This window comes from bacterium, from assembly GCA_041648665.1.
GTDB lineage: Bacteria > UBA10199 > UBA10199 > 2-02-FULL-44-16 > JAAZCA01 > JAFGMW01.
The window spans coordinates 1-25200 of sequence record JBAZOP010000003.1 but is presented as its reverse complement, the minus strand read 5'-3'; the positions used below and the strand labels follow the sequence as shown (position 1 = coordinate 25200).

The following is a 25200-nucleotide window of genomic DNA, read 5'->3' as shown; positions in this document are numbered from 1 at the left end:
GCGACCTCGTATGAGAGGATATGGATCGTAGGAACGTCGGAACGCTCGATCATGTATCCATGCGCGCGGCGACTCTTGCAAGCGGCGCGGCGCGTGCTTACCATCGGTTGTCCGATGGACAGGCAGGCGTTGGATCGGGAATGCAGGGCGCACCGGGCGCGGCTCGTCGCTGCCGCGCAGCGCATCATGGCCAGCCGCGAGGATGCGGAGGACATTGTGCAGTGGGCGTTCATCAAGGCGCTCACGGCTCCCTTCGATGGCAGGTGCAAGGTCAGCACGTGGCTGCACCACATCGTCATCATGAAGTGCCTCGAAGTGAAGCGGGACCGCTGCCGACATGCCGCCGTTGTGGTCCCCGAGTTCGAGACCAGCTGCACCATCGACAGCCTCATCGAGGCGCGGGCGAGACTGCTTAGCGTGTTGAAGCAGGTTGACGCCATGCCCGTTGTGGATCGGAGCGCCATCGTCGATGCCGTGCTTGGGACCGATGCGGCCAACGACTCGACCACCAAGAACCGGCTGTTCAGGGCGCGGCTCAAGTTGGTGGCTTGAGACGGTTGAGGTAGGATGGCAGCATGATCCAGGTTACCCGCCCCCACTCTCTCAGCGCGGACCCGCCTACGGTCGCCCAGGCCAGCTGCCCACCCGGGCAGTCCTTGTACTACCTGAACGGCCAGCCCCGTTGCGCGAAGGAGACCTCCACGGCGACCAAGGCCATTGTGGGCGTAGTCGTCGTCGGCTTCGTCGGCGTGCTGCTGTGGTTGGCGATCTGGAGGATGAAGCTCATCGCGGAGGGCAAGATGCCGTACCGGCTGCACGGTGAGCACGGCGACATGAACTTGTATCTAGGCGGAAGACAAGGATGAACCCCGCGCTTCCGTGGGCTCTCGGCATCGCAGCCATCGTAGCGATCGTGTACGCGAGCCGCGTGGGAGCCTCCAATCTGGCCCCGTGGCGCAAGGCAATGCTTGCTCGCGCCGATGAGCATGTGAAGGCTGGGACGCTCTACCAGTGGGGCGGAGGGCACGCGGGCGTAAGCTCGTGGGGCCTGGACTGCTCGGGGCTCATCATCGACTGCGCGCGCGCTGCCGGGTTCGAGATGGAGATGAACTCGAACGCGATCTGGCATGCTCTTCCGCAGGTTGTGGAGCCCACCCCAGGGGACGTTGCCCTCTTCGGAAGCGCACAGAAGGCCGTCCACATCATGCTGGTCGAGAAGTGGTACCCGCCCGAAGGGCGAGCAGCGTGCATTGGCGCGCAGAACGGCGACGTGGACGTGACAAGCCCGGAGGTCGCGCAGGAGCGCGGAGCGGTTGTCAAACGAGTCCCGGATCACCGCGTAGATACGAGATTTCTGGGGTTCTGCTCGCTTGCCGACATCGCGGAGGGGCGTCGTGCGGGGACAGCCGGGTTCTCGCTCGGACGCTTTGGCTGATCGAAGATGGCAACGACACCCGCAATCCGCCTCGGCAAGCTCCTGGACCCGATGCCCAAGCGGTGCCCGTGCGGCAAGCTCTACACCGAAGCCCAGTGGCAGAAGCTCCACTTGGTCGGCTACACGGTATTCGACTGGGGCGAAGCGATGGAGTACCGGGACTGCCCCTGCGGCAGCACCATTGTTCGGACGTGGGAAGTGGACGACAGTTGACGGGCGGGGCCGTTGCGCATACCCTACCGTTCAGGCCCACGAAGACGCATCGCGACCTTGGGCCGAAATCTGGCGCGCGGCAGACCGAGTCCTCCCCCCCTCACTTGGTGCCGCGCGTCCTCTATTTGTCATCACATCCCCTTGCCAACTATACGACCCTGCGATACCATCTGGCCCATCATGAGCCACTGGCCCAAAATCCCCGTGCAGTGGGAACCTTTCGACGTTGTGCCCGATCGCCCGTGCATGTGGTGCGGGCGCGTCGTCCCCACGCTCTACGCTGGTCCCTATCTGAAGGGCTCGACCGTGAAGGAACCCTCGTTCCTCGTGTGCGATCTGTGCTGCGGCTATCGCCCGAAGAGGATACTGCGCCTCAAGAACCAACGGCGTGCGGGCCGATATCCGCAACTCGCAGGTATCGTGCGACGTATCAACGAGGATCATGGCGATCAACCAACGGCGTGCGGGCCGATATCCGCAACCTCCGGGAAAACAGGCACCCCCTAATCGTCGTTGACACGCTGTGCGTTTCCTGCGACAACGTGCGTCATGGCTGATGACCCCACGATCGAACAGGACGAGACACTAGCAGAACAAGCCGACGAAGAGGAGACTGAAACCGGAAGCCCGACTCCCGGCGGCAGCATCTTCGAGCAATTCCGGCCTGCGCAGCCCGAGTACCGAGACGGACCGGACGGTATGCCGATCGAGAAGGATCCGCCGTGGACCTTCTCTCAGGCACTTCCTCCTCCGCTGTGCCCGCAAACGTTCTCGTGTCTGGAACAAGAGCCAGATCCAAAGAAGGGCCGGTTGACCCGGCTCGGTAAGTGCCGCTTCTACAAGAGGCAGCGCGTGATCAGCCCGGACATTCCCGACCTTGCGCTCATCGAGCGGTTCTGCACCGTCGAAGCGCTTCGCGGTATCAATGGCGCAGCGATGTGTCTGAAGGACTCGGCCATCTTCGATTGCGAGTTCCGCGATCCGCCTGATCCCGCGGCGACGAACGTGCTGGACGCGATCGACGCGGAGAAGATCGAGATCGGCAAGGCGCGCGTCATCGTCGAGGGCGCGGGCTCTGGCGATCGCGAGGCTCCGCGCAAGATCAAGGGCTACCGCATGTTCAAGACGAAGGAAGATGTGGAAGCGGGCAAGAAGGTTCTCGACAAGGATGAGTTCCAAGAGGTGACCGATGAGTGACGAGACCGAAGGCGATGTGCTGAAGATCGACATGGTGCTGGAGAATCTCGACAAGCTCGCGAAGAAGATCGACAACGACGTGAAGACCGACGAGGGGTCTCGCGATCTGCACGACTTCATCCAGGATGATCTTCTGCCGAACCTCAAGATGCTGGCCGAAGACGTGCGAGTGTGCGCCGCCGCCGTTGTGCGCCACGAAGACGCGATCGCGGATCTCGAAGAGGCCGAAGGCGCGAGCCAGCTCGAACAGGAAGACGCCGACAAGATCCTCGCCTTCGTCGAGAAGGCCGTTGAGATTTTCAAGGCGCAGCATGCGGAGTCCAAGAAGCAGGGGCTTCCGATCGCTGCGCAGCTCGCCGATCTCATCGAGCTTGGTGAATCTGTCATCGAGGGTGTCAAGGATCTCGTCATCGAAGAAGAGCCCGACGAGCCTGAACCAAACTGAGGTGGATCATGGCCGACGATCCCGTAGCGATCGAAACCAATGGCGCGCAGGCCGATATCTGCAACACGGCTTCGATGACGGATTCGCCAAGCTCGATGAGCTATCAAAACCAACGGCGTACAGGCCGATGTCTGCGACAGGTGAGGTAGCTCATGGCCGACGAACCCACGACGGCTGAAGAACAGCCGCTGCCCGAACTCCCGTTCCCCGCGCGCCGTCGATCAGGCGGTCCTGCTGCTACTTCGTACGATCCGATGGGCGGGATCGACATGGGATCGCTTCCCGAGTCGCGCGCGCCGATGGAGGATGTCGAGCGGCGTGCCGAGATCAGCCGTCGCCGCGGCGGCATGAACGTGCCGAAGTTCCCATCTCTTGAGACGATGTACAGCGCGTACCCGGATCTCCGGAAGGTCGGCAAGCTGCGCGTACAGCGCATCGAGCCCGAGTGGCATCTCGATCCCGGCACGGGGCAGCGCCAGCGCGTTTCCGGTATCGTCGGCATGCACAACATGATGATCGGCACGCAGGAGTTCTTGCGGCTCTACGGCGGGTACAAGTACCGGGTCTACGGCGTGATGGAGCAAGGTGACAGCTCGAACATGGGCGGGCCTCCCGCGCTGGTGGATGTTGCCGTTGCGGAGTTCTCCGTACCTGTCGATCCCAACATGCAGAGCCTTCCGATCGCAGACAGCGAGAGTAGTGAGGGACCTATGGTGTTCACGTTCCCGGGTGGTGGCAGCCCCTACGGAGGCGCGGGCATGCGCATGCAGATGCCGCAGCAACAGCAGCCGCAAGACTACGCGCCATTTCTGAGCTTCGCAGAGCGCATGGCAAACAGGCCGCAGCAGGCTCAGCAGGGCTTGCCCGATACGGTCTTCAGCGTGATGGGTCGTCAGCAGGAGCGCGCGATCGACTCGACCAAGGAGATGGCGCAGCAGCAAGTTGCGCTTCTGGAACGTCAGCTCGAAGCCAAGCAAGCCGAGATGATGGAGATGCGCAGGCAGATCGCCGAGATCGGCCAGAAGCCCAACGACATGGTCGAGATGGTCAAGGCCGTTGCGCTGATCAACTCGTCGGTGCGCGGCGGGGCGAACTCCGATGACATGCGCGCGGTGCAGGAGCAGCACGCACGCGAGATGGAGATGAGGCAGCGGGAGTTCGAGCGGCTGATCGAGATCGAGAAGAGAGAGAAGGAGCGCGAGGTCGAGCGCGTTCGGTCCGAGATGCAGACCCGTGTTGCTTCACTTGAAGATCGCATGCGCGACAAGGATACGATCATCGAACGCCGGGAGCGCGAGCTGAAGGACGACTTCGATCGGCGTGAGCGCTACCTTCGCGAAGAGCACAAGCGGTCGATGGAAGAAGCGCAGCGCATCGGGCAACAGCGGCTCGACGACATCCAGCGCAGTCACGATCGCGAAACGCGTATGCGCGAGGCGGTCGAGACGAACACCAAGACGACGCTCGATGCGGCGCACGGATTCGAGGTGCGCGCGCTTCAGAACCAGCTTGCCGCGACGGTGGCGGATCTCCAGAGCAAGGCGCAGCTCGTCAACGCCCACCTCGCGGAGCAGAACAAGCCGCTTCTGAACAAGGTGCAGGAGCTTCGGGAGACCGCCGTTGCGCTCGGGATCGCGACAGACGAGAAGGAAGGCGGGCCGACTCCAGAAGAGGCCGCGATGGCGGCGGCTGCGGCGAACGCGCCTTGGTATCAGAAGGCCATCCTCATGGCCATCTCCCAGGCCGACACGCTGATCCCACAGATCAAGGACTTGCTCCAGAAGGGTAGTCCTCCTGTGCAGCAGGTGCAGGTGCAGCAGGTGCCTCCCGTGCAGCAGGCTCGTCAGATGCTGCCTCCGCCCAGGCGTGTGCACCGGGTGCAGTTCGCCGACAGCGAGGGGCCAGCCGTGCAGTCTTCGTTCGACAACCTGCCGGGGCCGCAGGTGAGCGCAGACGAGCACAACCGCATGTCGTCGCGCAGTCCCGGCATGCCTCCGGTCCCGTTCAACCCGATGACGCAGCCGTCCATCACGCAGCAGCCGATGCGGCAGGCCCCGCAGCAGCCCGTGCAGCAGCCCCAGTACCCGCCGCCAGTGGTCATCGAACAGGCTCCGCAGGGGCCTGTGACGGCGGCTCAGGCCGTTGCGGCAGACACCCCCGTGTCGCAGCCCGCGGCCAAGCAGAACGTCGCGCCGAAGAAGGAGCCGTGGTCCTCGTTCGACTGGATCCCAGGGATCAACCGCGAGCAGGTTGCTGGGCTCGTGAATACGATCAAGGAGGCGTGCTCTCACAGGGTGCCGCCCGAGGTGTTGGTCAAGACATTCATCGAGCAGAACGGCGAGAGCACCGTCGTGATGATTCCCCAGGTCATCGAGAAGGACAGGTTTGTCGCGAGCCTGCGCAGTGACCCGGCGACCAGCGGGACTGTCCTGGCAACCGGCAAGGGCAAGCGCTACCTGGACGACGTGTGGCGCGTGCTCATGAAGGTGCAGGCGGAATTCATCGCCAAGCAGCAGAAGGAGCCCGAGGCGGAGGCGGCTCCGGAAGAGCCGGCTAAGGAGTAGGTGATGGGCAACGGTATTTTCGATGGGCCTGCCGAAGAAACCATTTCGATCCCCACAGAGGACATGCCAGGGTCTGCGGAGGAGCGTCGGGCCACGATCATTCTGGACGAGTTCGACATCATGCGCACCATCGGCAAGCTCGACAGAAGGACCCGCCACAGGCTGTCGGCATGGCTTCAGGCAAGCGAGGCGTTCGACGCCGTGGTGTTCCCGTGCCCTTGTGAGACAGAGGAGCGAAGGTACGGAGCGGCTGCTGAAGAACCGGCGAAGGAGTCGCACAGGGACAACCCGGTTGATGAGCGACACGCGCTTCTCCAGTGGCTACCCGATACCGTCAAAGCCGTCGTGTTTGTGAACTTCTGCGATCATGAAATTCGGCTGCTTCTCGATGGGCCGCTCGACGAAGAGGGTGCCGTTAGGCGCGCTCTCATGATCGTGGAACCGAAGGACGACGATGGGATACCGTACCAAGCTCCCATGAGCATCGTGCCGCTGCACGGTTATGTCCATTTTCCGCAGCAGATAGGCGCGTGGGTGAGCGTGGTCATCGGAACGAAGCTCTACAAGATGGAGTGGATCGAAACCATCGAGCCTTCGCAGCTGAGCGAACACTGGGGAGAGACGGTGGCCGCAAGGGCGCGCAAGGATGTCCCGTGCCCGTGCTTCCGTATCGAGCTGGAAGACGACTCGAAGGATTTTTCGCAGCTTGTCTTTCTCCGACACAAGCAGCTCAGGCGGATGTTCGAGGGGAAGAACCCTTTCGAGAAGGACGAGGAGCTTGTGGCGGAGGCGTCTCCGGAAGAACCGGCGAAGGCGTAGGTGCGGCTTGGAAATCTACAAGTGCACCCATGGGGAGGATGAGCCGACCGGGGGGCCTCGTTGTACAGAGGAAACCCCCGATGGGGTGTTCTGCCGCAAATGCGGAATCATCGTGGCCCGCTGCGGCAAGCACGGCGGGATGGCAGCGGCATCTGTCGTTGCCGAGACGCACCTCAAATGGTGCGCGCCCAAAAAGGAGAACAGCTGGTGAACGTCAAGGTCTTCGCACAGCGCATCGGTCTCGCCTACTCTGCGCTCGCTGGCAGGCTCGACGACGTGCCTGCGATGGTGAAGGAGCTGACCGAGCTTCGCGCCCGTATGCTTCGTTTGAACAAGGCGATGTGCGACCTGTCGGACCAGCGCGATTACTGGTACCGCCTCTGGAACGCGATGGGCCGGGACTTCGAGCACACGCAGAACGTCCTGTGCGAGAAAATCGATGAACTGCGAAAGCAGATCGCCGGGCAGTGGGACGGTACGCCATTCATGGACGGCAAGATCCAGGAGCACTGGCACAGCCTGCACGTTGAGCCGAAACACCCGGTGAATCCCGAGAAATGCCCGGACGGCTTCGTGGTCGAAGTCCCTCCGAAGCGTCCTGATCCCGAGAAGGTGTAACACCTCGCCCCATTTGGGCGTTTCGGAGTCTGCGCGTACAATGGGCGGCATGGCGAAGTACATCGACGTGCTGATCACGGCCTACTCGGCGAAGCCGCTGATGGGCGACTGGCTTGAGACGCTGTGGATGTACAGCGTGGGCAACGCCCCCACGCCGATCGTCACCGAAGTGCCGCTTCCCGCTACGAGCGGCATGGTTGGCAGCGGACACTACAAAGCTGCCGTCAAGTCGTTCAAGGATGAGAACGGCGGGCTGTTCGTCGCTCCTTGGCTGAAGAAGCGGGTGCTCGGGTCGTCGGGAGTTCTGAGGATCCCGAAGGGCTACACCATCGGTCGCGTGGGCATCATGGGTTTTTCAGCCGGGTGCGGCGCGGTGAGCGAGATCCTTGCGAACCCGGCGGATCGCGCGCTCGTGGACTTCGTGTACTACTGCGACGGCATGCACGCGTCGTGGGACACGAAGCTGGTGGACATGGCGCGCGCGCGTCAGTTCAACGAGCGAATCGATGGCGCGCTGGTGCAAGACTTCGTACGCGACGCTGACTTCGACAACATCAGGGCCTTTGCCGCCGAAGCGGCCAAGGGCAAGCAGTGCATGGTCGTGTCGCACTCGCAGGTGGTGCCGGGTGATGCCTACGCATCCACCACGGAAGCCGCCACGAAGCTGATCTCGCTGGTCAAGCAGGACGTTGGCGACTATCGGCCCGAAGGGTCTCTGTACCCAGCCGCACTGTTCGTCGAGGAAGGGGCGCGGGAGAGCTGGCCCGTTGGCTACAATACCGACGAGCAGGGCACGTACTGGACGGAGCCGTACCCGGCGTGGCAGGGGTGCCCGCACAAGGCGATGTTTCGCGCGCCCTACGGCGTCACGCGCGCCGAGGCCATCGGCAACTTCATCACGCTTGGGGTCGCCGTGAAGGATCAGTCACCCGAACCAGGGTGCAGCCGCGCTGTCATCAGCAGCGGCCCGGCCCACGAGTTCCAGGCCGAGGTGATTCAGCGCGAAGTCGTGCGCACCGTGCTCGCCGAACGCTGGAAGACTGAATGCACCAAGGGCGCGCTCGAAGGGCTGTCCGGAAAGGTTCTCGGGCTGCAAGCTGCCGCTTCGCTAGTCGCGCCCAGGCGAGGCCCCACGGGGACCATCATCAAGCGCAACCCGAAACGCTTGGTGCCGATAGGCCTATCCGCATTCGGACAGGATGACGCCGAAGCCTGCGTCATGGAGGGCGTGTTCACGAACCTGTTCAGCCTGGACGAAATCGAGCGGGCCAAGCTGATCGCGAAGGCCAAGATCGTCGGCGGCTTCGCGCTCGTCGGGCTCATCGGCAAGCTGCTGTGGGACAAGTACACGGAGTAGAACATGACGTACCTGTTGGCAATCTGGGCATGGATCTCGGCTCACCCGCTGGAGGTCGCGGTCATCGCGTGGGCGATCTTCAACGTCGCCTGGGCTCAGCTACCCCAGCCCAAGAACCACACGATGGCGAGGGTCTGGAACGGACTGCATGCGGCGCTCCTTCTGGTCGTCACGCCCGCCATGAGCAAGGGGACGTTCAAGCTGCCGTGGCTTCTGGATGTGATTGTGAAGGCGCTGCTGAGCGCACAGAAGGCATCGCCCGCCGCGCCTCTGTCAGACGACAAACCAACCGCGAAAGACGCAGGTAACAACGATGGCCCCTCCGGAACCTCTTGAGACAACGGTCGCGAAGCATAGCGTGATTCTCGCGGCGCATGGTCGTGAGCTGAAGGAGATCAAGGAAGGACTCCAGGGTGTGCGAGACAGCGGCGGTGAGATCACGGAGATGTTCGGCAAGATCATGGCCGCAACCACGCATGCCGCGGACGGTGTCATCGCGCTGAACTCCACACTGACCAGCCACACCCAGCAAGTGGATCGGCGCTTCACCGAGATGAAGCTCGATCAGGACCGCGTGTGTTCGCTCAAGCACGGCGGGATCGAGCAGCGGCTCGGGGCGGTCGAGCAGGGCAAGACGGACATCACCAAGAAGTTGGAGGACATGTCCGAGAACAGCAAGGTGTTCTATATCCGAGACCTGGAGAGCAAGCTGGGAGCGGCGCACGCGAGCCAGATGGTGCTCAAGACGCAGAAGTTCGAGTGGAGCAAGGCGCGGTTCACAGCCGTTGTGGGCCTCGCCATGCTCATCGTCGGATCGGTGGCGACCTACGCGGTCAACGTCGCGGTCGCCAGGACAACGTCGAAGCCGGTCCCGGCGGCGAGTGCGAGCAAATGACGCTGACCCGCCAACAGCTCGCAGGAGGCCTCATCGTTGGGCTGGGCGCGATCGCCGCAATCAAGATCGTCCAGGACGCTCCGGAGATGAGCAACGAGGATGTGGCGCAGGCCAAGAAGGCAGCTCTAGGCATGGGCAGCTTCGCCGTGGTACTGTACCTCGCGTGCAAGCAGCTCAAGTGGGGCTTCTGCAAAGATATTGGGGCAGGCTGAGGAATGAGCAACGCAGTGCAGATGGTTCGTCACCCTCGCGTGCAGCATGTGCAGTACGCGCTGGTCGGGATGCGGCGCGGGCAGATCCAGATCCACGCCGAGTGCGACAAGTGCGGCGAGCTATTCGACTGGGTCTGCATTCGTGGCCCCGACATGGCCTACTGGCGCATCGAGCACTTCGCGAACTTTCACACGCACGACATCGTGCCGCGGATCATGCTGCCGCCGATGCCCGAATAGGAGGACAGGATGCGACATTTCTTCGTTTCGTTCATGCTTGGGCTGCTGGTGGTGACCGGGCTGATCGGCGCGGCGATCACCACGTCGGGATGCAACAAGTGCAACGTCGTGATGCCGGTGCTGGTGAAGACCGAGAGCATCGTTGCGGATGCTGCCTTCGCGCTCGCGCAGGTGCAGAGCATCGTGGACACGGTGCCCATGCCCGAAAACGTGAAGGGCCCTTTGCGCGACGCCCTGGCGAAGGCTGGCGCGGGTCTGAAGGCCGCGAACTCGGTCCTGGTGGCCTGTATCGAGATGTGCAAGGCCCCCGACCTGAAGACCGTCTTTGCGGAGTTCAACAGCGCCTGGGCCGACGTGCGGTCCCTGCTGACGCTGTTCGGCAAGAGCGGGAAGGGCGTGGAGTTCAGAGCGGGAGCTTCGCTTGCGCCAGCCCAGCCCGGCGAGCTTCTCATCGCGGACCCGATCGCTTTCAGTTTCCGGTGATCCTGCGGTAGAATCAGGCCTATGTACGAGATGTACCGGGTCTACCCCAAGGCTCCTCCCGTTCGCAGACTTTCAGCCGCCCCGAACCTTCAGGGGCTCGGGTTCAGCGTCACCGGGTCGCTGGACGTGTCGGCGCTCGCGAGCCAGCTGACCCAGCAGATCCTGGGCGCGGTGTGGCCCCCCGTCGAGGAGAAGATCAATCAGGTCGTCCCCGTCGTGGCGAACATGGCGATCGACGTTGCGAAGGCACGCCTGCCCGAGCTGATCGATACGGCGAAGCCGAAGCTGGCCGAAGTGATCGACACGGTGGTGAAGCCGAAGATCCCGGGACTTGTGGATGCAGCCAAGCCGAAGATCCCTGAGCTTCTGAACATCGCGCTGCCGATCGCCGAGAAGCGGATCAACACGCTGGCCGCAGCCTACGAGAAGAAGTACATGGGCATCGTGCTGACGATCACCAAGTACGCCAAGCCGATCGCCATGGGCGCAGCCGTCGTCGGCGTGCTCGTCGCGGCGGCGTCGATCAAGACGCTCATCTCCAAGTAAGGTCATGGCTCGCAAGCGTTTCAGCAACGCGGACGTGAAGCACATCGCTTCGCGCCTGGGCGTTGCGCTGAACGACGATCAGGTCGAGCAGATGGTCGTCGGCATGTGGGTGGAGCAGGAACACGCCGACATCGCGCGCGGGGATCCCTTCGTCTACTTTGCCATCGCAATGGCGCACATTCGCGAGAACGAGCACTACTACACGTACCTCGTCGAGATGGAGACACACGCGGACGGTGGCCAGTGCGTGTGCAGGATCAAGAACGGGGTGTTCGCGTTTCCGCCCGACCACAAGTGGGGCTCCCGCGTGCCAAGCGGCGGGGCCATGTGCGCCAACTGCGGGTGGCTCAACCGGCAAGCGCAGTGCGCGAACGTCGGGTACCAGAACTGGCGGCTTTCGACGGGTATCAAGCCGAAGGATGCTTCCAAGTTGCCGTATTCTCCGCAGATGTTCTGCTGCGATCTGTGGCAGAGCGAGCGGTAACCAATACGATCTCGCGACAGGCCGATGGCGGGGTCGCGCCGCGTGTCGAATTTGGCGAGTCGTTGTAGAATCCTGGGCATGGCTGGCCGAAGGAGTCGAAGCGCGCGACGCAACTGGTCTGCGGACCCGGTGACGCGCCAGATCCTTGAGTTCATGGTCAGCCAGTGGAGGGCGTCTGCGGTTTGCGAGCCGACGCTCGTGATGATGAGCATTGCGAAAGCGAGCGGGCTTGCCACCGGGGCAGATACACCGGGGGCTCCGTACGACGACGAAGACGGCACGTTCCGGTTCACGCTGGACCCGCGAGGAGCGCTTAGCAGGACCGTGATCTACCACTACGACACCGGCAAGATGCAGATCGCGACGCGAGACATGTTCACGGGCGAGCGTGCGAAAGAGGACTACGATCCGAGGAAGATCGCTTTGGCAATGAAGGCGGTTTCGGACGAGACGGTAGCTAAAATCGGGAAGCCGACCATCACCGTGTACCGAGGTCTTCACAGCGCGCACGGTGGCAAGCTCTTGTCATCGAAGGTCGGAACGATTGTCGAGACGAGGCCTCTTGAGTCGTGGACGCCATCGTTTGAGGCGGCGACAGAGTACGCGTATGGCAAGCACGTGATGACGGTCGTGCGCGGCAACCCGGTTGTGGCAGAGCTGACGTGCCCGACGACGGATGTGTTTGTGACGACAGAGCATTCGGAATGGCTCCTCGCCGCCCCTACCGCGCATGACAGGGAGACGGTTTTGTTCGGCAGGAGAATGAGAATCGTTGGGCATCGGGAGGGGAACCCTCCGGTGGTTGAAGTCGAGACGATATAGGAGTTGTCATGATCTGTTATGTTGTTATCGAGCAGCCTTTCAACAGGTGTTATAAGCACAACTTGCAGATGATTCTTGATTGTTTCAAGAGAGAAGACATCAAGAGCGCAGATCCGTATCTGCGGACAACCGCGCCGATGGGTTCGACGAAAGGCGAGAGAGAGATCACACAGGTTGTGGTCGAGTGCTCTGACCCAAGCGAGAAAGCCTGCGAGTCCGCTGTGCGAGACAGGCTGTCTGAGCGTCTTGGCAAGTCCTACACGGTTTTCGCACAGGAAGTACCAAGCGCGTGGGCGAAGAAGAACGCTTGTCACAACGAGACTCCCCAGCGCTCTCACGTCAGCGCTCGCGTAGTTCAAGCCGCTGTGCCTCGCATCGAAGCCTTGAAGGCTGCCACGGTCGCGCAGGAAGCGGAGAAGTTCGCGACCGACTCCCGCGGCGTCAACGTCGCGGGCTTCCCCGGTGCCAAGGTCCGCATCCTGAAGAAGTGCGCCTACTGGTCCGAGAAGCGTGGGGCTCCGATCCTGGTCGTCGAGCTTTCGGCACCGGACGAACCCGCGTGGCACCGCATCTTCGAGGGCACGCCGGATGAAGTGAAGTCGTTTCTGTCAGGCCGGGCGGCACCCAACGCCTACAGTCGCTTGACGGATCCCAAGGCGCAGGGCTGGAAGCCCCCAAATCGGTGCGAGTACACGTGGAAGAGCGGCAAGCGAACGTTTATGTGCACCAGGGAGAAGGGGCACAGTGGACAGCACATGGACTCGCTGTGTGACGATGCGACGCAGCGTCTGATCCCGAACGCTCGCCACGGCTACTCCTTCCTGGACCCCACGAACCGCTGCCAGTTCGCGTGGCAGGCGGGAAGCCGGTGGCACTATTGCACGCTGCACGAGGGCCACAAAGGTGAGCACTACGACTCGCTGACGGACAAGACGCACCAGCGGTGAAGGAGAACGATCGTGAAAATGTCAGATGGCAAAATTCGCTGCGTTGTTCGAGTGGAAAGCTCCGTCATCTCCGAGACGAAGCGCTACTACCAACTTGTGGACGCTTGGGCTCCGCAGGACGTACTTGCGAAGGGTATGGACTTCAGCAAGCAGAAGGGTCACGAAGACCAACTGGTGACGATGGTGAACATCGACTGCGTAGGGCCGAATTTCTCCGCGTGTGAGGAAGCTGTCACGAGGAGGCTTCAGCACACGTTCGGCAACGGACCCGGGCTGGACTTCTGGGTGAAGGCGTTCGACTGGAAGTAGGAAGACCCACATGCCCCGCCCCATCTTGATCACCGACTTCTCCTGCACGCCGACGATCTGCGGACCGCTTCTGAGCGAGCTGTGGCCTGACGAATCTGTGCGCCCGGTCGTGCTGTCGATCCCCGTCTCTGCTGCGGGCTCGGACAACCATCAGGCCTGGGTCAAGAACTACCAGGACGCGCACGGTGGCGAGTTCCTGCGTCCGTTCATCGAAGAGCATGGCGCAGACCCGAGCGGGCTCATCGGACTTGTGGGCTTTTCCGCAGGCGGCTGGGGCATCGGACAGATCATCAAGAACACGGGTGACTCCGATGCGGTGAGCGCGTTGTACGTGGTGGATGGCATGCACGGCGGGTGGAAGGGCGCGCAGCCCTCGTACGCAGAGCGAGCGAAGGGCGAGACCTGGAGGGTCACGAAGGTTGGGCAGCACTGGCTCGATTTCGCCTCCAGCGCGTCGCGCGGCGAGAAGATGATGATCGTCACGCACTCCAAGATCCTGCCGCCCACCTACCCAGGGACGCGCGAGACGGCCCTGTCGTTGGGCGACAGCGTGGGCGCGAAACCGATCGACATCGACCTGGGCATCCCCGTTGCGGAAGCGATTGGGATCGGTGCGCTGTTCATCCTGGGCGTGTACCCACCGGACTTCCCGCCCGACGACAAGCAGGCGCACATCTACCAAGCCAACGAGTGCCAGGAGGCCGTGTGGCGCACGCTGCTGGCCCCGTGGGCGCGCGGTGAGCTGGTGTTCGCTAAGGGTGGGGGCAGCGCGAAGGTCGCGGCTGTTGTCGGCGGAGCGATCGTTGGTTTCCTGCTCCATCAGTTGTGGAGGAAGGCGGCGTAGCATGGCAACGCGGTACATTGGCGACGCGAAGATCCGGGTCGAATATCTTGGTCGATCCAAATATTCCGGTACGGTGGAGGTAGGTGGCATCAAGATCGGTTTCGAGGATCAGGCCCCAAAGTCATGGGAGGACGAGTACGGCACTGTCGTGGATACGCGAGAGCCAATGGCGTACGACCAGATCGCCGCCATGGCTGTCGGGTCGATTGTGTCGTTCTCTACGGCTGCTCGCGAAGCTGGTGAAGAGCGGCCTCCGTGGGGGCCTAGCACTGCCGACGCGGACGCGATCGAGAAAGCGACACGAAAAGCGCGCGGGGGGAAGTTCGGGTACGATGTGGAACGTAGCCGTCCCGCGGCGGTAAGGCGATCCGCAAAGGGCGTCGCGTTGCCAGAGGAAGTTCGTCGGTTCGTGGAAGCCGTATTCGACAACGCGGCGAAGTCGTGGAGCGCGGACGACAACATGTCCAAGAAAAAGTGGCTCAGCGATCCGGCAAACCAGCGGTTTGTTACGGAGCTACTTCACATCACTGTTGATGACGAGGGTGTGTTCGAGATCGCGGACAATTTCGAGCGGTTCTTCGACACCATCTTCATCTACTCCCCGGATGGAAGCTGGTCATACAGGCGCATGTTCAGCGAAGACGATCCGAAACCGTATTCGTTCGCGCAGGCCATGCACGACGCGTCGATCATGTACACGGGCTAACCCATGGGTGCAGCAATTCCTCTCCGCGAGATCGCAACTCCTTCCACCCCGGCGGGGCGGCGCGAGGTCATCATCGCGAACGCCAAGAGCATGATCGGCCTCTCGGCGTGGAGCGGCAACCCTGCGGCGCGTGCGGAGTTCGAGGACATCCTTGGCCCCCTACCTCCTGGTGCCTACTGGGACCTGGACCGGCCCTTCCACGTCGAGAACTACGAGACGTACGCAACGGTTGGCGTCTCCACCTGCGGCCTCGTTGTGCGTGGCAACCAGCGGCGAAGCGGGGTCGCAGACCCGAACCTGTGGCTCCCCTACGAAGCTGGCACAGCGTTCAGCGGCGGCAACAACAAGGGCTTCATCGACTTCGCCCGGAAGTTCGGCGCATGGAAGGCCGACTGGTCCTTCTTCCCCGGCTGCTACCTCGTCGTCGGCTCGGGCCTGCTCACGCACACGTTCACCTGCGTGGACATGAACGCCGCGGAGGACTGGCTTCAGAGCGTGGATGGCGGAGACACCGACAAGGATCACGGCGGGCTCCAGTACATCAGCACGAAGAAGCGCAAGCTGTCCGAGATCCAGTACGTGGGGCACGTGGACCCCGACCTTCTGCCGTTCCGGCCCAAGTGCCTCGTGCCCCCGAACTACGCAGGCGGCTTCTCGACGGGGAAGATCGTCACCCTGCTCGTCTTCGCCGGGCTCGGATACCTCGCTGGAAAGCACTTCGGACCGCAGATCATCAAGCGCGCGGCCTGATCCGTTCCCTGTTGACAGGCCCCTTTCGACGCTTTACGCTCTCGTATATTCCCAAAGCGAGGAGATCGTCGATGCGCGGAATCGCAACGTTCACATTTCTCGGGCGGATCGCCAAAGATCCGTCGATGAAGACGCTTCTAAACGGGCAGAAGCGGCTCCAGGTCGTTGCTGCCGCGAACATCCCCTACTTGAAGAACGACAAGTGGGAGGAGGACACGACCTGGGTGACGTTCGCGTGGTTCGGGGACTTCGCCGTGAAGATGGCCGACAGGCTGCGCAAGGGGATGTGGGTCCACGTTGTGGGCGAGATCCGATCCTCGATCGAGGAGATCGACGGCAAGCGAATCACTCGGTACAACTTCCGGCCCAAGCAGGTGGTGCCGTTCGAGGTCGTTACGCAGGCGATTCGAGATCAGCTCGGGGGCGATGTTCCGGAGGGAGACGGAGGAAGCGATGACTGAAAAGAAGAAAGCTGTGGTGGAGACCGCCGACCTTGACCGGGCCGCGCGTCTCCCGGACGAGTACCCAGAGGCCCCGCCAGCTGGCTACACTGACCAGCAGGATGGGGCCGATGTGCAGGCCTCCAAGGAGGCTCTGCTTGCGGGTGTGCTCCTTGGCAAGCTCTCCAAGGGAGACGTGGACGTGCTGTACAAGGTGCTCGCGCCGCTGAGCAAGAAGATGGGCTGGTACGCCTCACGGTACTGGGCAATGCAGGACAAGATCAGCTGGTACAAGAACGAGAACACGCGGCTGCTGAAGAAGTGTCGCGAGTACGAGCAGCGCTTCAACATCTCGGCGGAGGCCAGGGAGCGGGAGCCGGGAAAGTGAGCGGCGAAAAGAGGTACGTCATAACGGGTGGCGCAGGCTTCATCGGATCGAACCTTGTGCGCATGCTGCTCAAGGAGCCCGAGGTCAGCGTGTACATCATTGACGCGCTTACCTACGCGGGCAGCATGGAGAACCTCGCCGACGTGGCTGAAGATCCTCGGTTCGAGTTTGCGGATCTGGACATCAGGACCGGCAATCTCTACAACGAGATTGCGTGGTTCAAGCCCACGGTCGTGTTCCACCTCGCCGCTGAAACCCACGTGGACCGATCCATCGACGGGGTCATGCCGTTCGTGTCAACCAACGTTGCGGGCACAGCGAGGATGCTCAACGCCGTGAAGGACTACTGGAGCAGCGGCAGCGGCTGCTCAGGCTCGTGCCGATTCATCCACGTCTCCACCGATGAAGTCTACGGGTCGCTTGGGATGGATGACGCGAAGTTCACCGAGAACAGCCCGTATGCTCCCAACTCACCCTACGCAGCGACGAAGGCCGCGTCGGACCACCTCGTGCGCGCGTACAACAAGACCTACGGGATGCCGACGATCATCACGCACTGCTCGAACAACTACGGCCCCTACCAGTTCCCCGAGAAGCTCATCCCGCTCACGATCTTGAACGCCATCGAGGGCAAGCCCATCCCGGTCTACGGCAACGGCATGAACGTGCGTGACTGGATCCATGTGGACGACCACTGCGAAGCGCTCATACGTGTGGCGACCGATGGGACGCCTGGGGAGGTCTACAACATTGGTAGTAGCCAAGAGCGGAACACGCTACAGGTCGTGCATTCGATCTGCGACGCGCTCAGCTGGCTACGAGAGAACCAGAACGGATACCGCAGGCTGATCGGGTTCGTGACGGATCGCCCGGGGCACGACTTTCGCTACGCAATCGAAGCATCGAAGCTGTGGAGGCATACGGGGTGGTTGCCGAAGCGCGACTTCGAGAAAGACATACGCCACACCGTCCGCTGGTACCTGGAGCACCTGGACTGGTGCGAGAAGGCCAAGGCAAAGTACAACCGCGAGCGCTTGGGGCTCGGCGTGGGGCCGAAGTGAAGGGACTCGTCCTCGCGGGGGGTTGTGGAACCCGACTTCGTCCGATCACGTACAGCGGAGCGAAGCAGCTCGTGCCCGTGGCGAACAAGCCGATCCTGTTCTACGTCATCGAGAGCCTCGCGCGCGCGAGCGTCAGGGACATCGGGGTGATCATCTCGCCCGAGACCGGGCTTGAGATTCAGCAAGCGCTCGGGGACGGAACTAAGTGGGGCGTGAAGTTCACATTCATCCGCCAGGAGCAGCCTGCTGGGCTTGCCCACGCGGTTCTGGTGGCGAAGCCGTTTCTGGGCGACAGCGACTTCTGCATGTACCTTGGAGACAACCTGATCGGCACGTCGATCGTTGCTCCGGTCCAGGAGTTTGTATGGCAGAAGGGCGTGGACGCGGCGGTCATGCTCAAGGAGGTCTCGAACCCGGCATCGTATGGCGTTGCTGTCCTCAACAAGGATGGCGGGATCGTCCAGCTGATCGAGAAGCCGAAGGAGCGCATCTCGAATCTCGCTCTCGTGGGGATCTACTTGTTCCGCGCGCGCATCTTCGAGGCGATCGATCGAATCAAGCCGTCGAAGCGAGGCGAGCTGGAGATCACCGATGCGATCGAGGAGCTGATCGAGATGGGCGGCAAGGTCGGCTACTCGATGGTCACATCGTGGTGGCTCGACACCGGCAAGAAGGACGACCTCCTGCTCGCGAACGACACGGTTCTGGACAGCCTCCTGGAGTCTGGTAGCGCAGGGGCGCACATAGATGAGAAGAGCAAGCTGTGGGGCCGCGTACGCGTTGGCAACGGGGCCATTATCCAGAACTCCACGATCCGAGGCCCGGTCATCATCGGTTTGGGCGCGAGCATCTGCAACTCAAGGATTGACCCATTCACGTCGATTGGCGACAGAGCGTGCGTCGTCGAGTCTACCGTGTCGCACTCGGTCATCATGGAGGACAGCCGGATTGTCGGCGTGCCCCGCCTGGAGGATGCTCTGGTCGGAAGGCGCGTAGTCATCAAGGACACGCTGGCGCACAGCGGGCTGTCTCTCACCGTTGGGGACGACACGGTCATCACGTGCGGCAGGAGGTAGTTGTGGAACTCAAAAAAGAAGGCAACTGGTTGGAGGGTATATACTTTGCGATCCTGAGCAAGCACACGGACGATAGGGGCTGGCTGTGCGAGCTTCTTAGGCACGACGAGATCAAGCGGTGCGCGAAGTGGGCGAACCTGAAGTTCGCGTCCGACAACATCCCCGTTCCTGCCATGTGCTACTTGTCCATGACCGGCCCCGGCGTTGACCGCGGGCCGCATGAGCATAAGGAGCAGACGGACATGTTCTGCTTCACAGGGCCGTCAGACTTCTTGATCATGCTCTGGGACAACCGGAAGGGCTCGCCCACGTACGGCAAGTCGATGAAGCTGTGGATGGGCGATTCCAACCCGTGCATGCTGATCGTTCCCCCGGGGGTCGTGCACGGGTACCGCAACGTGGGCGCGGTTCCAGGGCTCGTCGTGAACTTCCCAGACCGGCTTTACAAGGGGATGAATCGCGATGGCGATGTGGACGAGATCCGCCACGAGAGTGATCCGAACTCGCCCTTCCGCATGGGCTTCTGATAAAGAGCAGCACCGACGACGCGGAGGGGGGGGCCGCGTCAGCCGGTGCCACTGCTTCAAGAGTACCACAACGATTCAGGGTTGCCACTGCCTCGACGGTGCGGCGTTGCCGCCGTCCTGGCGCGCGGCGAACGAGTCCCCACCGTAGCAGCACATCCCAGCCGGGCACCCGCTGCCGACCTCTCCGCCGCACACGAGATCGTTCCAGCAGCAGCTCAGCGGCGCTGTCGAGCACGCATGCGCCCGGGTGCCGCAGGGGTACTCGGAGGAGACGGGGTTGTGGACCGGATTGCAGTTGCCGCAGCCGCAGACGAAAGTGCAGAGCAGGACGAGGGCGAGTCTCATGCGATCGATGGTATCACAGCCAAGTCTCTTCGATCACCGGATCGTCGTCGGGATGCCGCACGATGCACTCCAGCCCAGCGGGGACTTGGGCACGGGCCTGCTCCAGGGTGTCGGCCAGCACCGCTCCGGTTGAGTCGGGCACGCCCACCGGAACCCCTGGCAGGATGTAGTGCTTTCGCACAACCCACTTGCCAGAGTGGTCCGAGGTGGTCGGGCGGTAGATCACGTACAGGATCACGGCAGATCATCCGGCGGCGGCTCTTCGTCGCGACCGTTGTTCGTCGGTTCCGCCTCTGCCTGCTGCGCAACCCGGCCTCGCATCCTGCTCACCCGTCCCTGGGCTGGCTGGCCGCGCTTGGCCACGACGATCTCCTCGCCGGGCTCGATCACGCCCTGCTCAGCCGCGTCTTCGAGCGCGAGAGCCTTCTCCGCCTCGACTGACCTGGGGCTCTGCTTCAGGGTGTTGCGAAGGACGGTCTTCGCCGCCATCTGGTCGTACCACTTCGTCCACGGCGAGTCGGGGTCGCTCGACCCGCGGGACATGGCGCGCACCTTGTCCACGTCGAACCTGGACATGACACCGACGATCCTACCGCCGTTCTGGAGGCTGATGACCGCATACGCGGCGATCACCTCACCGGGATGATCGCTTCCCAGGAACCTCTTGTGCACAACGAACGGAGTGGACCCCTCGTCGTACTCGAACTTGTCCTTCTCGCAGACCGCCCTGGCGTGGACACTGAGCACCTTCGGATGCTGCAAGGCGAGCTTGACGAGGCCGCGGTAGCCGGTGATGAGTTTGGCCCGCTTGCCGCGTCCGTGCTTCTTGTCCTCGAACGGGATGATGTGGGCCTCCTGACTCGACACGTCGAGCGACAGCCCCAGCTCAGCGGCGTGCACGAAGCACCAGAAGATCGAGACGGCGTTGGTGTCCGCGAGGCTGGGCGTGCTCTGAATGGCCACCAGCGTCTTGGCAACGAGCTGCTTGAAGTCACACGACTTCGGCAGCGCAGGCTCGATGAGCGCCCGCGCCCTCTCGATCTGGGATTCCACGTCCTTGCGCAGGAGCGTGATGGCGGAGTCCTTCTGTTCTACGTTTCCGTTGGTCATGTATTAGATTCCCCTTCGTCCTTTGGTGGATTCAAGAAGTCGCGCACCGACTCGTCCAGAGTCAGCGCGATCATGTTCATCAGCTGCCCGGCGCGATCTGCGTCACCAGAGGTGTCCTGGATTGCCAAGCCCTGTACGAGTGCTGCGCCTTCTCGCGCAAGAGACGCGAGCGACCTAGCGTATGGCTCAGGGTTGGCGGTCATGTAGTGATCGGCCCCAAGGGCTAGGCCGAACTTGTAGCCGTCGCCGGTCCGCATTGCCGCAAGGCTGCGAGGCCGACGCGCAAGAAGCGCCCAGTAGAAGATCGCCCCGTCCAGCAGCGAGTCGAACGCTGCAAAGCGCATCACGGTGCTGACCCACTTGCCGTTGAGCGACCCATCGCCGTTGCGCTGCTGCTCGGAGCAGACGATCTGCCAGTAGGGGACGGACTCGTAGTCCTTCGCAGCGATGGTGATGTTGCCCAGGTTGAAACACCGGCAGCTGGAGATCACGCCGTGGGCGTCCCTGCCGCACTCCAGCACGTTGTGCGCCCATGCGCAGGCAAGGCACGGATCCGCGGGCGTCTCGCCGAAGTAGGCGAGATGGGCGCGGCACAGCGCAGTGGCAAGCTCTTCCTGGGTGAACTTGGTGACGATCGTATCAACCTTCGGCATGGTAGTCTCCTCAGACTGGTCGTACCGAGAATGGCAGGGCGGCGCAATCCTCAAGGGGCATGCGGCGGATCCATCGCTTGTTGGCGCTGTCCCAGTGAAAGCCAAGTTCCTTCGCCTTGTCTCTCTCCTCGAAGGACACCAGCGCCTGCACGAGCGTCTGTGGGCGCAGCCCCCTGGCGAGCATTGCCTGAACGTCGTGGCCGAGTTCGGCACAACGCGTGAGCAGACGGGCTAGCAGCAGACAGTCCGAGAGCGCGCGATGAGGATCGACGACGGCGAGACCATGCTCCAGGGCGAGCGAGATCAACGAGGAGCCGGGCTTGGCCTGCTTGGGCCACGTGATCCCGTCGCAGGTGTCGATCCAGGGGAGATTGTACAGCCTCTCCGCTACGGTCTTCTCCACCCACTGGTAATCGAACGACGCGTTGTGGGCGAGGACAGCGTCGCACCCTATGCTCATGGCGTTGGCGATGTTCCAGACATCCGTTGGCCACTTACTGGAGAGCGACAAGATGGCCGATGGAATATGGTTGATCGCCTCGGCCTTGTTGTCGTCGGTAGAGCTGACGACGCACGAGAATGCTTCGACGACACTATGGTTTGGCACGTTGTAGCCGACCGCGGCGATTTCGATCACAAAGTCCGAGTCCGGGTCCAACCCAGTCGTTTCCACATCACAGATCAAGACGTTCCCCAACATGTTTCCTCCTACTTCTCACCCTTCATCGTGACGCGAAGAACCCGGTTCGTGCCCCTGTACTTCTCGATCGTCCCCTGCGGCACCTTGAGCGCTTCGCAGAGCTTCTTGTAGTCCACCTGCCCGCGCGAGGTAAGCCACGTCGCCTTGCCCCACGACCCCTCGATGCCCGCGCCGCTGCCGATGATCGTCTTGAGCTGCTGCGAGCACGTCTCACGATCTTCATCGGCTTCGGCCTTCAGAGCGCAAGCGTCCTTGTAGCTGCGTGCGATCTGCTCCGCTTCTGCTGGAGCGGGCACGAGATCGACGACCTTCGCATCCGGGAAGGTTTGGTTCAGGAAGCCCTTGTACGACTCGCTGCCGTCAGGCTCGGGGGTGGCCTTGCCCACCACGTTGCGGGCCCAGAAGCGTTCCGCTGTCTTGACGGCATGATCCAGGAACGCGTCGTCCCTGTCGATATTGAAGACCCGGAAGCTGGTGCCCCCAAGCTGCGCAGCAACGTCGCACCGCTTGTAGTGCTCCGTCACGAACATCTGCCACTGCACCTGACAGTAGACGTACGTCGGCAGGCGGTCCGCGTCACATTCGACCTCGGGCTCGTCATTACGCAAGAGCCACTTGTCCATGGCTCTCGGACCGACGAGCTTCACCTCAAGAAGATGGTGCGCCTTTCCGCTCATGGCATCCAAGCCACTGGCGCTGATGAAGGACACGCCCGCATCGTTCTCGAACACGTACCTGTCCGGGGTCGCCAGGGCCCACTCGCACTGCTTGCTGCGGATGGTGACCGTGGGCTTGTAGATGCGCCAGTGCTTGCCGGTCGGGCACTGCGTCCTCTTGTAATACTGCGCGACCGCGGACTCGAAGGCGTTGCCCATGTCCGCGCGCTCGCCGCCCGGCTTCTCCAGCGGCGTGTAGCCCATTTTGTCCATCCACACGTCGATGGGCTTGTGCCAGGGGTTCTCACCAAGGATGGCGGAGATGTCCGTTGCCGTGATGCCAGAGCGGCGCATCTTGAGCTGTGCGAGCGAAAGTCCCATGCGGCTTGAGAGTATCCATCTGTCCAGCGGAAGTCAATACGGATGCGTTGACTTTTTCATACGGGCGCGTATATTGGCCGCATGGAACTACCTTCCGCAGGAAGAATGCTCAGGGACTGGCTGGTGTCGGGGCGCAAGTTCGGGCGCAGTCAGAAGTGGCTGGCGGAAACGCTGGGTGTCAAGCAGCCGACCGTGTACAGGTGGCTCAGCGGAGAGAACCGCCCGGACACGACGTACAGGCTGGCGATCCAGTATCTGACGAAGGGGAAGGTGAAGCTGCGCGCGTGGTTCTATCCGAAGGAGACGCGGGTCGCGTACAAGTTCAAGAAGGAAGAGAACCGCAAGGCGGTCGGCGGGGGGTGTGCATGAAAATCCGCGATGTCATCGAGACCGTTGAATGGCTAGAGCCGCAGAAGATGCGGCTGTACAAGGCTCCGGTGGGCGCAGACGATTGCGGTCCTTTGGACGCATCGCTGTATGTGCGGGCTGAGCCGAAGGATCTTGAGGTGGCCGGGTATGTTCTGCGCAGCGTCTCCGAGGCGCGCGTGAGCACCGTTCGCGACAACGCCTTGGCGGATTTGAAGAGCCGTCTCGCCGAAGTCGTCCCCGCGCCGCCGCAGGGGGAGCCGGTCGGGTGGGTTGCCATCAGTAGCAGTAACGGACAGCCGCTGTGGATGCCATCGTCGGACTATAGGCACGACATGCAGGCCACTCTGTACCGAGACAACGACAACCCGCACGACCCCGTGACGTTCAAACCAGTATACCTACAGACGCCCCCTCCCTCTCTCTGCCCGTCTTGTGCCTCCGCCCCTGCGCAGGAGACCGTTCCTGGGCTCGTGCAGTACAACGCCGCCATTGCAGAGCGCGACGCCGCGCAGGCACGGGTGAGGGATGCGGAGGATCTGATCGCCTACCTTCGCATCGAGGTCGGAGGCGTGAAGTCGGAGCGTGACGCCGCCCTCGCCTCCCAGCGCAAGGCCGAGAAGGAGCGGGATGAGTACAAGGCGGAACTTCGCGAGACGTGCACAAGGCTCACTGTCGCAGTGTCGGCGCAGTGCAAAGCCGAGAAAGAGCGCATCGAAGCAGACCGGGGACGCGCCCAGTGGATCGAAACGGCGCAGTATCAAGCTCGTCGCAGGACCGAGGTAGAGAAGGAACGCGACGCCATGCGCGCGGTGGTCGAGGCGGCGCGGAAGTGTGCCGGTTGCAACGGGTGTAGCAAGGCGTCGTGTCCGATGCATGCCGCCTCCCCCGCTGCCGACCCTGCCACTGTGCAGCCCTCACCCACCGACGACGGCACCGACTGGAAGGGCACCGCGAGCGCGTTTCGCAAGCTGGCCGATGCGTGCGAGCCAGCGGCGCAGCGGACGTGCGAGAGTCGGTGCGCCGCCTTCGATCCATCGAAGTGCAAGGTGCTCACGTTCGACGGCTGCACGCAATTCAAGCCCCTCCCCGCCCCTGAGAAGCAGTATGGGAATGCGCCTTCGCAACCCCCTTCCGCCGTCGAGGCAGTGGGGCTCGATAGCCAAGGCCCCGGGTTCACTGATCGGGAGTATCAGTGGCGTGAAGCAATGCGATTACTCAACCTGGCTACCGGCCTGTCCAGCGAGAACGCGCTGCTGCAAAGTGTGGTAATCGTAGTCGAGAAACTGGCGGCTATGGAAGCTTCTCTCGCTCCGCCGCACCCCGACCCGCGCGACCAGGAGGTTGAGCAGCCCCCGAAGCCTTCCCCGTGCGCGGGCTGCTACTGGGACAAGTCGCGCATCGACCCGGCGCCGTGCTCCGACTGCCACGGTGAGCACTACACAACGACGGTGCCGCGAGACGTGCCGCACATGGTGCAGCCCCCGCCGCAGCGGACGTGCGAGACGTGCTGGCGCGTGGTGTGCGTGCGACGCAACCTGCACACGGGAGCGTGCGGAGACTGGGTGGACAAGCCGTTGACGCTCGCGGACATCATGCCCCTCCCCGCCG

At 62.7% G+C, this 25200-nt stretch carries 37 protein-coding genes; 31 read left to right on the top strand and 6 right to left on the bottom strand.

Translation table 11 applies throughout. From position 1 onward, the window contains the following. The first annotated feature begins 114 nt into the window (after positions 1-114). The 29 genes from WC683_02275 (at position 115) to WC683_02135 (ending at position 19378) form a co-directional block, all read left to right on the top strand. Entirely contained in the window at positions 115-552 is a 438-nt protein-coding gene (locus tag WC683_02275) for a sigma factor (protein MFA4971411.1), read from the top strand. A gap of 23 nt (positions 553-575) precedes the next feature. After that, positions 576-866: a hypothetical protein gene (locus WC683_02270; protein ID MFA4971410.1), complete on the top strand. Its 291-nt coding sequence runs from the start codon at positions 576-578 to the stop codon at positions 864-866. Then, on the top strand, positions 863-1435 hold the full coding sequence (locus WC683_02265) for an NlpC/P60 family protein (protein MFA4971409.1): 573 nt from the start codon (positions 863-865) through the stop codon (positions 1433-1435). The genes WC683_02270 and WC683_02265 overlap by 4 nt, the downstream gene beginning before the upstream one ends. Before the next feature lie 6 nt (positions 1436-1441). Then, the gene (locus tag WC683_02260; GenBank protein MFA4971408.1) at positions 1442-1648 is read left to right on the top strand and encodes a hypothetical protein; all 207 of its coding nucleotides are present in this window, start codon (positions 1442-1444) and stop codon (positions 1646-1648) included. A gap of 180 nt (positions 1649-1828) precedes the next feature. Beyond that, positions 1829-2155, top strand: coding sequence for a hypothetical protein (locus WC683_02255; GenBank protein MFA4971407.1), 327 nt, complete (start codon positions 1829-1831; stop codon positions 2153-2155). A gap of 42 nt (positions 2156-2197) precedes the next feature. Then, positions 2198-2845 (top strand): hypothetical protein, encoded by a 648-nt coding sequence (locus WC683_02250; protein ID MFA4971406.1) that lies wholly within the window; start codon positions 2198-2200, stop codon positions 2843-2845. Continuing rightward, positions 2838-3290 carry a hypothetical protein gene (locus tag WC683_02245; protein MFA4971405.1) on the top strand — a complete coding sequence of 151 codons (453 nt, stop codon included), beginning with the start codon at positions 2838-2840 and terminating at the stop codon, positions 3288-3290. The genes WC683_02250 and WC683_02245 overlap by 8 nt, the downstream gene beginning before the upstream one ends. Positions 3291-3442: 152 nt before the next feature. Continuing rightward, positions 3443-5854 (top strand): hypothetical protein, encoded by a 2412-nt coding sequence (locus WC683_02240; protein ID MFA4971404.1) that lies wholly within the window; start codon positions 3443-3445, stop codon positions 5852-5854. Between the two features lie 3 nt (positions 5855-5857). Further along, positions 5858-6673, top strand: coding sequence for a hypothetical protein (locus WC683_02235; GenBank protein MFA4971403.1), 816 nt, complete (start codon positions 5858-5860; stop codon positions 6671-6673). Positions 6674-6880: 207 nt separating this feature from the next. Continuing rightward, the gene (locus tag WC683_02230; protein MFA4971402.1) at positions 6881-7291 is read left to right on the top strand and encodes a hypothetical protein; all 411 of its coding nucleotides are present in this window, start codon (positions 6881-6883) and stop codon (positions 7289-7291) included. Positions 7292-7340: 49 nt separating this feature from the next. Then, on the top strand, positions 7341-8648 hold the full coding sequence (locus tag WC683_02225; protein MFA4971401.1) for a hypothetical protein: 1308 nt from the start codon (positions 7341-7343) through the stop codon (positions 8646-8648). Between the two features lie 3 nt (positions 8649-8651). Then, positions 8652-8984: a hypothetical protein gene (locus WC683_02220; protein MFA4971400.1), complete on the top strand. Its 333-nt coding sequence runs from the start codon at positions 8652-8654 to the stop codon at positions 8982-8984. Beyond that, the gene (locus WC683_02215) at positions 8962-9543 is read left to right on the top strand and encodes a hypothetical protein (protein MFA4971399.1); all 582 of its coding nucleotides are present in this window, start codon (positions 8962-8964) and stop codon (positions 9541-9543) included. Before WC683_02220 ends, WC683_02215 begins: the two co-directional genes overlap by 23 nt. Next, positions 9540-9755, top strand: coding sequence for a hypothetical protein (locus WC683_02210; GenBank protein MFA4971398.1), 216 nt, complete (start codon positions 9540-9542; stop codon positions 9753-9755). The genes WC683_02215 and WC683_02210 overlap by 4 nt, the downstream gene beginning before the upstream one ends. 3 nt (positions 9756-9758) lie before the next feature. Continuing rightward, positions 9759-9995 (top strand): hypothetical protein, encoded by a 237-nt coding sequence (locus WC683_02205; protein ID MFA4971397.1) that lies wholly within the window; start codon positions 9759-9761, stop codon positions 9993-9995. A gap of 9 nt (positions 9996-10004) precedes the next feature. After that, complete coding sequence (locus WC683_02200; GenBank protein ID MFA4971396.1) at positions 10005-10478, top strand: hypothetical protein; 474 nt, start codon at positions 10005-10007, stop codon at positions 10476-10478. 21 nt (positions 10479-10499) lie between these two features. After that, positions 10500-11024: a hypothetical protein gene (locus WC683_02195; protein MFA4971395.1), complete on the top strand. Its 525-nt coding sequence runs from the start codon at positions 10500-10502 to the stop codon at positions 11022-11024. A gap of 4 nt (positions 11025-11028) precedes the next feature. After that, on the top strand, positions 11029-11508 hold the full coding sequence (locus WC683_02190) for a DUF5661 family protein (GenBank protein ID MFA4971394.1): 480 nt from the start codon (positions 11029-11031) through the stop codon (positions 11506-11508). 78 nt (positions 11509-11586) lie between these two features. Further along, positions 11587-12330 (top strand): hypothetical protein, encoded by a 744-nt coding sequence (locus WC683_02185; GenBank protein MFA4971393.1) that lies wholly within the window; start codon positions 11587-11589, stop codon positions 12328-12330. Positions 12331-12338: 8 nt separating this feature from the next. Further along, positions 12339-13277, top strand: coding sequence for a hypothetical protein (locus WC683_02180; protein ID MFA4971392.1), 939 nt, complete (start codon positions 12339-12341; stop codon positions 13275-13277). 12 nt (positions 13278-13289) lie between these two features. After that, positions 13290-13586 (top strand): hypothetical protein, encoded by a 297-nt coding sequence (locus WC683_02175; GenBank protein MFA4971391.1) that lies wholly within the window; start codon positions 13290-13292, stop codon positions 13584-13586. Between the two features lie 10 nt (positions 13587-13596). Continuing rightward, positions 13597-14430, top strand: coding sequence for a hypothetical protein (locus WC683_02170; GenBank protein ID MFA4971390.1), 834 nt, complete (start codon positions 13597-13599; stop codon positions 14428-14430). A 1-nt stretch (position 14431) separates the two neighbouring features. Beyond that, positions 14432-15136: a hypothetical protein gene (locus tag WC683_02165; GenBank protein ID MFA4971389.1), complete on the top strand. Its 705-nt coding sequence runs from the start codon at positions 14432-14434 to the stop codon at positions 15134-15136. A 3-nt stretch (positions 15137-15139) separates the two neighbouring features. Next, a complete protein-coding gene (locus tag WC683_02160) occupies positions 15140-15886 on the top strand; it encodes a hypothetical protein (GenBank protein ID MFA4971388.1) in 747 nt (248 codons plus the stop codon). Between the two features lie 71 nt (positions 15887-15957). Then, on the top strand, positions 15958-16347 hold the full coding sequence (locus tag WC683_02155; GenBank protein MFA4971387.1) for a single-stranded DNA-binding protein: 390 nt from the start codon (positions 15958-15960) through the stop codon (positions 16345-16347). After that, complete coding sequence (locus tag WC683_02150; GenBank protein ID MFA4971386.1) at positions 16340-16714, top strand: hypothetical protein; 375 nt, start codon at positions 16340-16342, stop codon at positions 16712-16714. The genes WC683_02155 and WC683_02150 overlap by 8 nt, the downstream gene beginning before the upstream one ends. After that, positions 16711-17775: a dTDP-glucose 4,6-dehydratase gene (rfbB, locus tag WC683_02145; protein ID MFA4971385.1), complete on the top strand. Its 1065-nt coding sequence runs from the start codon at positions 16711-16713 to the stop codon at positions 17773-17775. The genes WC683_02150 and rfbB overlap by 4 nt, the downstream gene beginning before the upstream one ends. Then, positions 17772-18851, top strand: a complete 1080-nt coding sequence (locus WC683_02140) for a glucose-1-phosphate thymidylyltransferase (GenBank protein ID MFA4971384.1) — start codon at positions 17772-17774, stop codon at positions 18849-18851. The genes rfbB and WC683_02140 overlap by 4 nt, the downstream gene beginning before the upstream one ends. Before the next feature lie 2 nt (positions 18852-18853). Further along, positions 18854-19378, top strand: a complete 525-nt coding sequence (locus WC683_02135; protein MFA4971383.1) for a dTDP-4-dehydrorhamnose 3,5-epimerase family protein — start codon at positions 18854-18856, stop codon at positions 19376-19378. A gap of 75 nt (positions 19379-19453) precedes the next feature. Here WC683_02135 and WC683_02130 read toward each other — a convergent pair whose 3' ends face one another. From WC683_02130 to WC683_02105, 6 genes are read right to left on the bottom strand one after another with little or no spacing between them, the layout of a single operon-like run. Next, positions 19454-19723 (bottom strand): hypothetical protein, encoded by a 270-nt coding sequence (locus WC683_02130; protein MFA4971382.1) that lies wholly within the window; start codon positions 19721-19723, stop codon positions 19454-19456. A gap of 13 nt (positions 19724-19736) precedes the next feature. Continuing rightward, positions 19737-19949 (bottom strand): hypothetical protein, encoded by a 213-nt coding sequence (locus WC683_02125; protein ID MFA4971381.1) that lies wholly within the window; start codon positions 19947-19949, stop codon positions 19737-19739. Between the two features lie 8 nt (positions 19950-19957). Then, on the bottom strand, positions 19958-20833 hold the full coding sequence (locus WC683_02120; protein ID MFA4971380.1) for a recombinase RecT: 876 nt from the start codon (positions 20831-20833) through the stop codon (positions 19958-19960). Next, positions 20830-21486: a hypothetical protein gene (locus WC683_02115; protein MFA4971379.1), complete on the bottom strand. Its 657-nt coding sequence runs from the start codon at positions 21484-21486 to the stop codon at positions 20830-20832. Before WC683_02115 ends, WC683_02120 begins: the two co-directional genes overlap by 4 nt. A 10-nt stretch (positions 21487-21496) precedes the next feature. Next, the gene (locus WC683_02110; protein MFA4971378.1) at positions 21497-22186 is read right to left on the bottom strand and encodes an exonuclease domain-containing protein; all 690 of its coding nucleotides are present in this window, start codon (positions 22184-22186) and stop codon (positions 21497-21499) included. An 8-nt stretch (positions 22187-22194) separates the two neighbouring features. After that, on the bottom strand, positions 22195-23223 hold the full coding sequence (locus tag WC683_02105; protein MFA4971377.1) for a YqaJ viral recombinase family protein: 1029 nt from the start codon (positions 23221-23223) through the stop codon (positions 22195-22197). 81 nt (positions 23224-23304) lie between these two features. Between WC683_02105 and WC683_02100 the strand changes: the two genes are divergently transcribed. Beyond that, positions 23305-23592 carry a YdaS family helix-turn-helix protein gene (locus WC683_02100; protein ID MFA4971376.1) on the top strand — a complete coding sequence of 96 codons (288 nt, stop codon included), beginning with the start codon at positions 23305-23307 and terminating at the stop codon, positions 23590-23592. Beyond that, a partial coding sequence (locus WC683_02095; GenBank protein MFA4971375.1) for a hypothetical protein occupies positions 23589-25200 on the top strand: 1612 nt, incomplete at its 3' end. The genes WC683_02100 and WC683_02095, both read left to right, overlap by 4 nt.

What these genes read in the sequence shown, in the direction of transcription:
- WC683_02210 (MFA4971398.1), top strand. Translation starts at nt 9,540, where the DNA reads ATGACGCTGACCCGCCAACAGCTCGCAGGAGGCCTCATCGTTGGGCTG.
- WC683_02105 (MFA4971377.1), bottom strand. Translation starts at nt 23,223, where the DNA reads ATGGGACTTTCGCTCGCACAGCTCAAGATGCGCCGCTCTGGCATCACG.
- WC683_02260 (MFA4971408.1), top strand. Translation starts at nt 1,442, where the DNA reads ATGGCAACGACACCCGCAATCCGCCTCGGCAAGCTCCTGGACCCGATG.
- WC683_02160 (MFA4971388.1), top strand. Translation starts at nt 15,140, where the DNA reads ATGGGTGCAGCAATTCCTCTCCGCGAGATCGCAACTCCTTCCACCCCG.
- WC683_02235 (MFA4971403.1), top strand. Translation starts at nt 5,858, where the DNA reads ATGGGCAACGGTATTTTCGATGGGCCTGCCGAAGAAACCATTTCGATC.
- WC683_02180 (MFA4971392.1), top strand. Translation starts at nt 12,339, where the DNA reads ATGATCTGTTATGTTGTTATCGAGCAGCCTTTCAACAGGTGTTATAAG.
- WC683_02245 (MFA4971405.1), top strand. Translation starts at nt 2,838, where the DNA reads ATGAGTGACGAGACCGAAGGCGATGTGCTGAAGATCGACATGGTGCTG.
- WC683_02270 (MFA4971410.1), top strand. Translation starts at nt 576, where the DNA reads ATGATCCAGGTTACCCGCCCCCACTCTCTCAGCGCGGACCCGCCTACG.
- WC683_02250 (MFA4971406.1), top strand. Translation starts at nt 2,198, where the DNA reads ATGGCTGATGACCCCACGATCGAACAGGACGAGACACTAGCAGAACAA.
- WC683_02130 (MFA4971382.1), bottom strand. Translation starts at nt 19,723, where the DNA reads ATGAGACTCGCCCTCGTCCTGCTCTGCACTTTCGTCTGCGGCTGCGGC.
- WC683_02205 (MFA4971397.1), top strand. Translation starts at nt 9,759, where the DNA reads ATGAGCAACGCAGTGCAGATGGTTCGTCACCCTCGCGTGCAGCATGTG.
- WC683_02185 (MFA4971393.1), top strand. Translation starts at nt 11,587, where the DNA reads ATGGCTGGCCGAAGGAGTCGAAGCGCGCGACGCAACTGGTCTGCGGAC.
- WC683_02275 (MFA4971411.1), top strand. Translation starts at nt 115, where the DNA reads ATGGACAGGCAGGCGTTGGATCGGGAATGCAGGGCGCACCGGGCGCGG.
- WC683_02265 (MFA4971409.1), top strand. Translation starts at nt 863, where the DNA reads ATGAACCCCGCGCTTCCGTGGGCTCTCGGCATCGCAGCCATCGTAGCG.
- WC683_02195 (MFA4971395.1), top strand. Translation starts at nt 10,500, where the DNA reads ATGTACGAGATGTACCGGGTCTACCCCAAGGCTCCTCCCGTTCGCAGA.
- WC683_02170 (MFA4971390.1), top strand. Translation starts at nt 13,597, where the DNA reads ATGCCCCGCCCCATCTTGATCACCGACTTCTCCTGCACGCCGACGATC.
- WC683_02215 (MFA4971399.1), top strand. Translation starts at nt 8,962, where the DNA reads ATGGCCCCTCCGGAACCTCTTGAGACAACGGTCGCGAAGCATAGCGTG.
- WC683_02155 (MFA4971387.1), top strand. Translation starts at nt 15,958, where the DNA reads ATGCGCGGAATCGCAACGTTCACATTTCTCGGGCGGATCGCCAAAGAT.
- WC683_02100 (MFA4971376.1), top strand. Translation starts at nt 23,305, where the DNA reads ATGGAACTACCTTCCGCAGGAAGAATGCTCAGGGACTGGCTGGTGTCG.
- WC683_02150 (MFA4971386.1), top strand. Translation starts at nt 16,340, where the DNA reads ATGACTGAAAAGAAGAAAGCTGTGGTGGAGACCGCCGACCTTGACCGG.
- WC683_02220 (MFA4971400.1), top strand. Translation starts at nt 8,652, where the DNA reads ATGACGTACCTGTTGGCAATCTGGGCATGGATCTCGGCTCACCCGCTG.
- WC683_02255 (MFA4971407.1), top strand. Translation starts at nt 1,829, where the DNA reads ATGAGCCACTGGCCCAAAATCCCCGTGCAGTGGGAACCTTTCGACGTT.
- WC683_02225 (MFA4971401.1), top strand. Translation starts at nt 7,341, where the DNA reads ATGGCGAAGTACATCGACGTGCTGATCACGGCCTACTCGGCGAAGCCG.
- WC683_02110 (MFA4971378.1), bottom strand. Translation starts at nt 22,186, where the DNA reads ATGTTGGGGAACGTCTTGATCTGTGATGTGGAAACGACTGGGTTGGAC.
- WC683_02190 (MFA4971394.1), top strand. Translation starts at nt 11,029, where the DNA reads ATGGCTCGCAAGCGTTTCAGCAACGCGGACGTGAAGCACATCGCTTCG.
- WC683_02165 (MFA4971389.1), top strand. Translation starts at nt 14,432, where the DNA reads ATGGCAACGCGGTACATTGGCGACGCGAAGATCCGGGTCGAATATCTT.
- WC683_02240 (MFA4971404.1), top strand. Translation starts at nt 3,443, where the DNA reads ATGGCCGACGAACCCACGACGGCTGAAGAACAGCCGCTGCCCGAACTC.
- WC683_02115 (MFA4971379.1), bottom strand. Translation starts at nt 21,486, where the DNA reads ATGCCGAAGGTTGATACGATCGTCACCAAGTTCACCCAGGAAGAGCTT.
- WC683_02200 (MFA4971396.1), top strand. Translation starts at nt 10,005, where the DNA reads ATGCGACATTTCTTCGTTTCGTTCATGCTTGGGCTGCTGGTGGTGACC.
- WC683_02120 (MFA4971380.1), bottom strand. Translation starts at nt 20,833, where the DNA reads ATGACCAACGGAAACGTAGAACAGAAGGACTCCGCCATCACGCTCCTG.